At 44.0% G+C, this 5,000-nt stretch carries 5 protein-coding genes and 2 rRNA genes (2 of these 7 cut by a window edge); 2 read left to right on the top strand and 5 right to left on the bottom strand.

Annotated features, from left to right (window positions below; genetic code table 11):
• Positions 1 to 514, top strand: the 3' portion of a protein-coding gene (locus tag ACOJQI_RS01765) for a hypothetical protein (RefSeq protein ID WP_421382953.1). The gene continues 38 nt to the left of window position 1, outside the view; the window shows 514 of its 552 coding nt (coding positions 39–552); its start codon lies off the left edge, out of view; the stop codon is at positions 512 to 514.
• Positions 515 to 555: 41 nt separating this feature from the next.
• Here ACOJQI_RS01765 and ACOJQI_RS01760 read toward each other — a convergent pair whose 3' ends face one another.
• Complete coding sequence (locus ACOJQI_RS01760; protein ID WP_421382951.1) at positions 556 to 912, bottom strand: DUF779 domain-containing protein; 357 nt, start codon at positions 910 to 912, stop codon at positions 556 to 558.
• Positions 913 to 939: 27 nt separating this feature from the next.
• Positions 940 to 2,460: an aldehyde dehydrogenase gene (gene adh, locus ACOJQI_RS01755; protein WP_421382949.1), complete on the bottom strand. Its 1,521-nt coding sequence runs from the start codon at positions 2,458 to 2,460 to the stop codon at positions 940 to 942.
• Between the two features lie 275 nt (positions 2,461 to 2,735).
• Here adh and ACOJQI_RS01750 point away from each other — a divergent pair, with 275 nt between their 5' ends.
• Complete coding sequence (locus tag ACOJQI_RS01750; protein ID WP_421382947.1) at positions 2,736 to 3,362, top strand: LysE family translocator; 627 nt, start codon at positions 2,736 to 2,738, stop codon at positions 3,360 to 3,362.
• 1,091 nt (positions 3,363 to 4,453) lie between these two features.
• Here the strand turns inward: ACOJQI_RS01750 and ACOJQI_RS01745 are convergent.
• The 3 genes from ACOJQI_RS01745 to ACOJQI_RS01735 all read right to left on the bottom strand — a co-directional run.
• On the bottom strand, positions 4,454 to 4,597 hold the full coding sequence (locus ACOJQI_RS01745) for a hypothetical protein (RefSeq protein WP_421382945.1): 144 nt from the start codon (positions 4,595 to 4,597) through the stop codon (positions 4,454 to 4,456).
• 34 nt (positions 4,598 to 4,631) lie between these two features.
• Positions 4,632 to 4,748: ribosomal RNA gene (gene rrf, locus ACOJQI_RS01740) — 5S ribosomal RNA — on the bottom strand.
• Between the two features lie 84 nt (positions 4,749 to 4,832).
• A 23S ribosomal RNA gene (locus ACOJQI_RS01735) occupies positions 4,833 to 5,000 on the bottom strand (it continues 2,768 nt past the right edge of the window).

The raw sequence follows: 5,000 nt of genomic DNA, 5'->3' as shown, positions 1-5,000 counted from the left end.
GATCTTTTTTTCACAAAACAATAACCCTGTTCTATCAAATGGGCTGGACGGGAATCAATCAAATCAGGATATCTACCGGGAGATTGGCTACACAACCGTTGATGCTGCGGCAGAACAATTTGAAAAGCATTTTAAACAAAGATTAAAACTGCCTTTAAGAGTCCCACCCATTGCTTTCACTCATATTATGGGCCGTGTCAATGACTTGGAGGGCAGTGATAAAGATTCTTTTGAAGTGAAATATATCAATGTTAAGAATCCGGATAACCATTACAAAATCAATATACGGCCGGTCCAGCATAAACTGCAGTATAAAAATGAGGAAATTAACAAAGGCATCACCCTTAAGGATGGAAATAAAGCTGTTTATTTAAATCATTCAGGGTTCAATGTCTTGGTTTTTGAAAAAGGCAGCTGGCAATATATGCTCAGTATTAATAAGAAAGCAGCAGATATGATGCTCCCCGGAACTCTTGTTCAGATAGCCAATTCGATTGAGGCACAGGAATCTTAACAAAAAAACGACTCGCCTTTGACGAGTCGTTTTTTCCTTCTTTATAGTTTGGATTTCTCTTCTTCCGAAAATATTCTTGACCTCGTTAAAAACCTTACTCCTTCAGGGCCTTCAAGTGAAAACATCCCGCCTCTTCCCTTTACTACATCAATAATCAATTGAGTATGCTTCCAATACTCATATTGAGCTTTGGAAATATAGAATGGACAGTCATCAATGTACCCAAGGAGAACATCACTTTCACCTATCAGCATATCCCCTTCCTGATAGCACATGGGTGAACTTCCATCGCAGCATCCTCCTGATTGATGGAATAAGAGAGGGCCATGCTTGTCTTTCAGCCTTGAAATGAGTTTGGACGCCTCTTCAGTAGCAACGACCTTTTTAACTTCGGGCATATTCATCCTCCTTTTTTAGTATGAGGATCAAAAGAAACCTAACTTTTGCGGGCTGTAGCTGACTAGCAGGTTCTTCGTCTGCTGGTAATGGCTCAACATCATCTTATGGTTCTCACGGCCGATTCCGGACATCTTGTATCCACCGAACGCAGCATGAGCAGGATAAGCATGATAACAATTCGTCCAAACACGTCCTGCCTCAATGCTTCTACCAAAGCGGTAAGCCGTGTTAATGTCTCTTGACCAGACACCCGCACCCAGACCATACAGTGTATCATTGGCGATTTCCAGTGCCTCTTCAGGAGTTTTAAATGTTGTTACAGATACGACAGGCCCGAAAATTTCTTCCTGGAAGATGCGCATTTTGTTATTTCCTTTGAAGACTGTCGGCTCTACATAGTAGCCGCCTTCCAATTCCCCTTCAAGGAAGTTACGGTTTCCGCCAGTCAATACTTCAGCACCTTCTTGCTTGCCGATATCTATATAAGAAAGGATTTTTTCCAACTGTTCAGTTGATGCCTGAGCACCGACCATCGTCTCCGTATCAAGCGGGTTTCCTTGTTTGATCGCCTTGACCCTTTCAAGTGCTCTTTCCATAAACTTATCGTAAATCGATTCATGGATCAGGGCACGCGAAGGACATGTACATACTTCACCCTGATTCAGTGCAAAAAGAACAAACCCTTCAATCGCTTTATCAAGGAAGTCATCATCCTGTGCCATTACATCTTCAAAGAAGATATTCGGCGACTTGCCGCCAAGCTCTAAGGTAACTGGAATGAGGTTTTGAGAAGCATACTGCATAATCAGGCGGCCGGTTGTCGTCTCCCCTGTGAAAGCTACCTTCGCAACTCTTTGGCTGGTAGCCAGCGGCTTTCCGGCTTCCACTCCAAATCCGTTGACAACATTGATCACACCCTTAGGCAGCAGGTCTGCAATCAGCTCCATCATGACCATGATGCTTGCCGGTGTTTGTTCTGCCGGTTTTAGAACGACACAGTTTCCTGCTGCAAGGGCTGGCGCCAGTTTCCAAGTTGCCATTAAAAGCGGGAAGTTCCACGGGATAATCTGCCCTACTACACCAAGAGGCTCATGGAAGTGGTATGCCACAGTATCATTATCCACTTCTCCGATACTGCCTTCTTGTGCGCGGATACATCCGGCAAAATATCGGAAATGGTCAATAGCAAGCGGTAGATCCGCATTAAGAGTTTCCCTGACAGGCTTACCGTTGTCCCAAGTTTCGGCAACAGCCAGCATCTCCAGATTCTCTTCAAGTCTATCAGCAATTTTATTCAGTATAACGGCTCTTTCTGAAGCGGACGTTTTCCCCCATGCATCCTTCGCTTCATGAGCAGCATCCAATGCGAGTTCAATATCCTCCGATGTCGATCTTGCAACCTCACAAAATGATTCCCCATTTACTGGAGAAACATTCTCAAAGTATTCACCTTTCACCGGTGCTACCCACTCACCGCCGATATAGTTATCGTATCTCTTTTTAAAATTCACTTTTGACCCATCTTTATTGGGCTGTGCATAAATCATGAAATCCCCTCCATTTGTTTAATGATTATGTAGGTTCTCCGAAGATCTGTAAGCGCTTTCTATTAGATGTAACTCTATTATATTATAAAAATATTCAGAAATCATTTATTTTATTCCATTTATAGTAAGTTTATAATTACACTAGTTTCCATTACATAACGAAACCTCTACTTAAAAGGAACAAAATTGATAATAACTTCTATCATCTTCTGACATTTTTCGCACTGACAGCGTGTTATGATAAAAAGAATTTTATAGAGGAAGGGGTAAATCGCATGGAGAATTTTTATCTGTTTATTATCATGTCGGTTATGCTCATTATTCTGCCTGGCCCTGATACAGCCATCGTAACTAAAAATACAGTTGCAGGCGGCAGCGCTAAAGGACTGAAAACTTTGGCAGGAACCATATGCGCATTGTTGCTTCATACACTTGCCGCTGTAGCCGGCCTTTCAGCCATCATTGTCAAATCCGCATTTCTTTTTTCCACCTTTAAATATGCGGGGGCCATTTATCTAATTTATTTAGGTGCTAAGTCCATTGCCGCTTTAAAAAATAATGTCCTTTCAGAGGAGTATGCAGAACCCGATAAATATAGAAACAAATCCTACTTTAAACAGGGATTTCTTACAAACATTTTAAACCCGAAGGTAGCAGTCTTTTTTCTTACCTTTCTGCCGCAGTTTGTTAATAGCGGAAGTGACACTCTGATTCCCTTTCTTCTAATGGGAGCGACTTACGCATTACTGACAGCCATTTGGTTCATGCTTTATATATTATTGATCAATCAGATCAGTACCTTTATGAAAAAGCCTAAAACCACAAAGGTTATCGAGGCTTTGACGGGAACCGTCCTGATTGGCTTTGGAATCAAGCTGGCATTTGAAAAGGCTCAACACTGAAGCCCTCGGAGAAATTCTGAGGGTTATTATTTTATATGATTTGAAGTCTGATATACTTGGTTTTTCACACCTTCTACTAATACCTCTTTTGAGTTATGCACCGAGTTTGGGTGGTTATGCACCAAGTCCCGGTACTTTTGCATCTTAAATGGAGGTTATACGCTAAAAGGAATTTACTGCTGTTTTTGATCAACTGCTAAAATTCATCATCGTGCCTTTTTGGAGATTATTGTGCCGCCTACAACCTTAATCGTGCTAATTCTCATATAATCATGCCAAGTCTAGAATAATTGCGACTTTATTCAGAAAAATTGAGCCAAATGTCTATTTCCTACAGACGGATTATATCAGCATACTCCTCTTTAAAACTTTCGGTTTCAATTCTTTTTAAACACAAAAAAAGAGCACCACTTCGGGTACTCTTTGGCCGCCTGGCGACGTCCTGCTCTCACAGGGGGAGGCCCCAACTTCCATCGGCGCTGAAGGCTCGGCCGGCGATGAGCGGCGAATCTCTTCGTCCGCTTCGCTCGTTCACATCCTCATGGGCAGAGCCCATTCCGGTGTTCTCTCCCTCTCGTCCTTGACCTTCTTGCTCCTCCCCACCCTCGCTCCTGCTTTTGATGAATGTTCAAGAAAGATCTCTTTAAACCTTCGGTATCCTTTTCATTTCAAACACAAAAAAGAGTACCACATCGGGTACTCTTTTGATTGCCTGGCGACGTCCTACTCTCACAGGGGGAGGCCCCAACTACCATCGGCACTGAAGGCTCGGCCGGCGATGAGCGGCGAATCTCTTCGTCCGCTTCGCTCGTTCACATCCTTATGGGCAGAGCCCACTCCGGTGTTCACTCCCTCTCGTCCTCGACCTTCTTGCTCCTCCCCACCCTCGCTCCTGCTTTTGATGAATGTCCAGGCAAGATCTTTTCAACCTTCGGTTTCCTTTTCATTTCAAACACAAAAAAGAGTACCACATCGGGTACTCTTTTGATTGCCTGGCGACGTCCTACTCTCACAGGGGGAGGCCCAACTACCATCGGCACTGAAGGCTCGGCCGGCGATGAGCGGCGAATCTCTTCGTCCGCTTCGCTCGTTCACATCCTCATGGGCAGAGCCCACTCCGGTGTTCTCTCCCTCTCGTCCTCGACCTTCTTGCTCCTCCCCACCCTCGCTCCTGCTTTTGAGTAATATTCAGGAAGGATCACTTCAAACCTTTCGGTTTCAATTCTTTTAAACATAAAAAAAGAGCACCACATCGGGTACTCTCTGGTCGCCTGGCGACGTCCTACTCTCACAGGGGGAGATCCCCCAACTACCATCGGCGCTGAAGAGCTTAACTTCCGTGTTCGGCATGGGAACGGGTGTGACCTCTTCGCCTTAATCACCAGACTGTATGAAATTGAAAGAACATCGTTCTCTCAAAACTAGATAAAGGTATGAAGAAAAGAAAGTATTCCGAGTTCGCTATAAATTGTGGTTAAGTCCTCGATCGATTAGTATCTGTCAGCTGCACGTGTCGCCACGCTTCCACCTCAGACCTATCTACCTGATCATCTTTCAGGGATCTTACTCACATAAAGTGATGGGAAATCTCATCTCGAGGGGGGCTTCATGCTTAGATGCTTTCAGCACTTATCCCTT

Origin of the sequence: Bacillus salacetis (assembly GCF_049177075.1) — a bacterium.
Lineage (GTDB): Bacteria > Bacillota > Bacilli > Bacillales > Bacillaceae_B > Rossellomorea > Rossellomorea salacetis_A.
The sequence above is the reverse complement of the archived record's forward strand: the minus strand, read 5'-3'. Positions and strand labels throughout refer to the sequence as shown.

Coding starts and splice junctions, on each gene's coding strand:
- ACOJQI_RS01760 (WP_421382951.1), bottom strand. CDS start 912: ATGCCCGAAGTTAAAAAGGTCGTTGCTACTGAAGAGGCGTCCAAACTC.
- adh (WP_421382949.1), bottom strand. CDS start 2,460: ATGATTTATGCACAGCCCAATAAAGATGGGTCAAAAGTGAATTTTAAA.
- ACOJQI_RS01750 (WP_421382947.1), top strand. CDS start 2,736: ATGGAGAATTTTTATCTGTTTATTATCATGTCGGTTATGCTCATTATT.
- ACOJQI_RS01745 (WP_421382945.1), bottom strand. CDS start 4,597: ATGTTTAAAAGAATTGAAACCGAAAGGTTTGAAGTGATCCTTCCTGAA.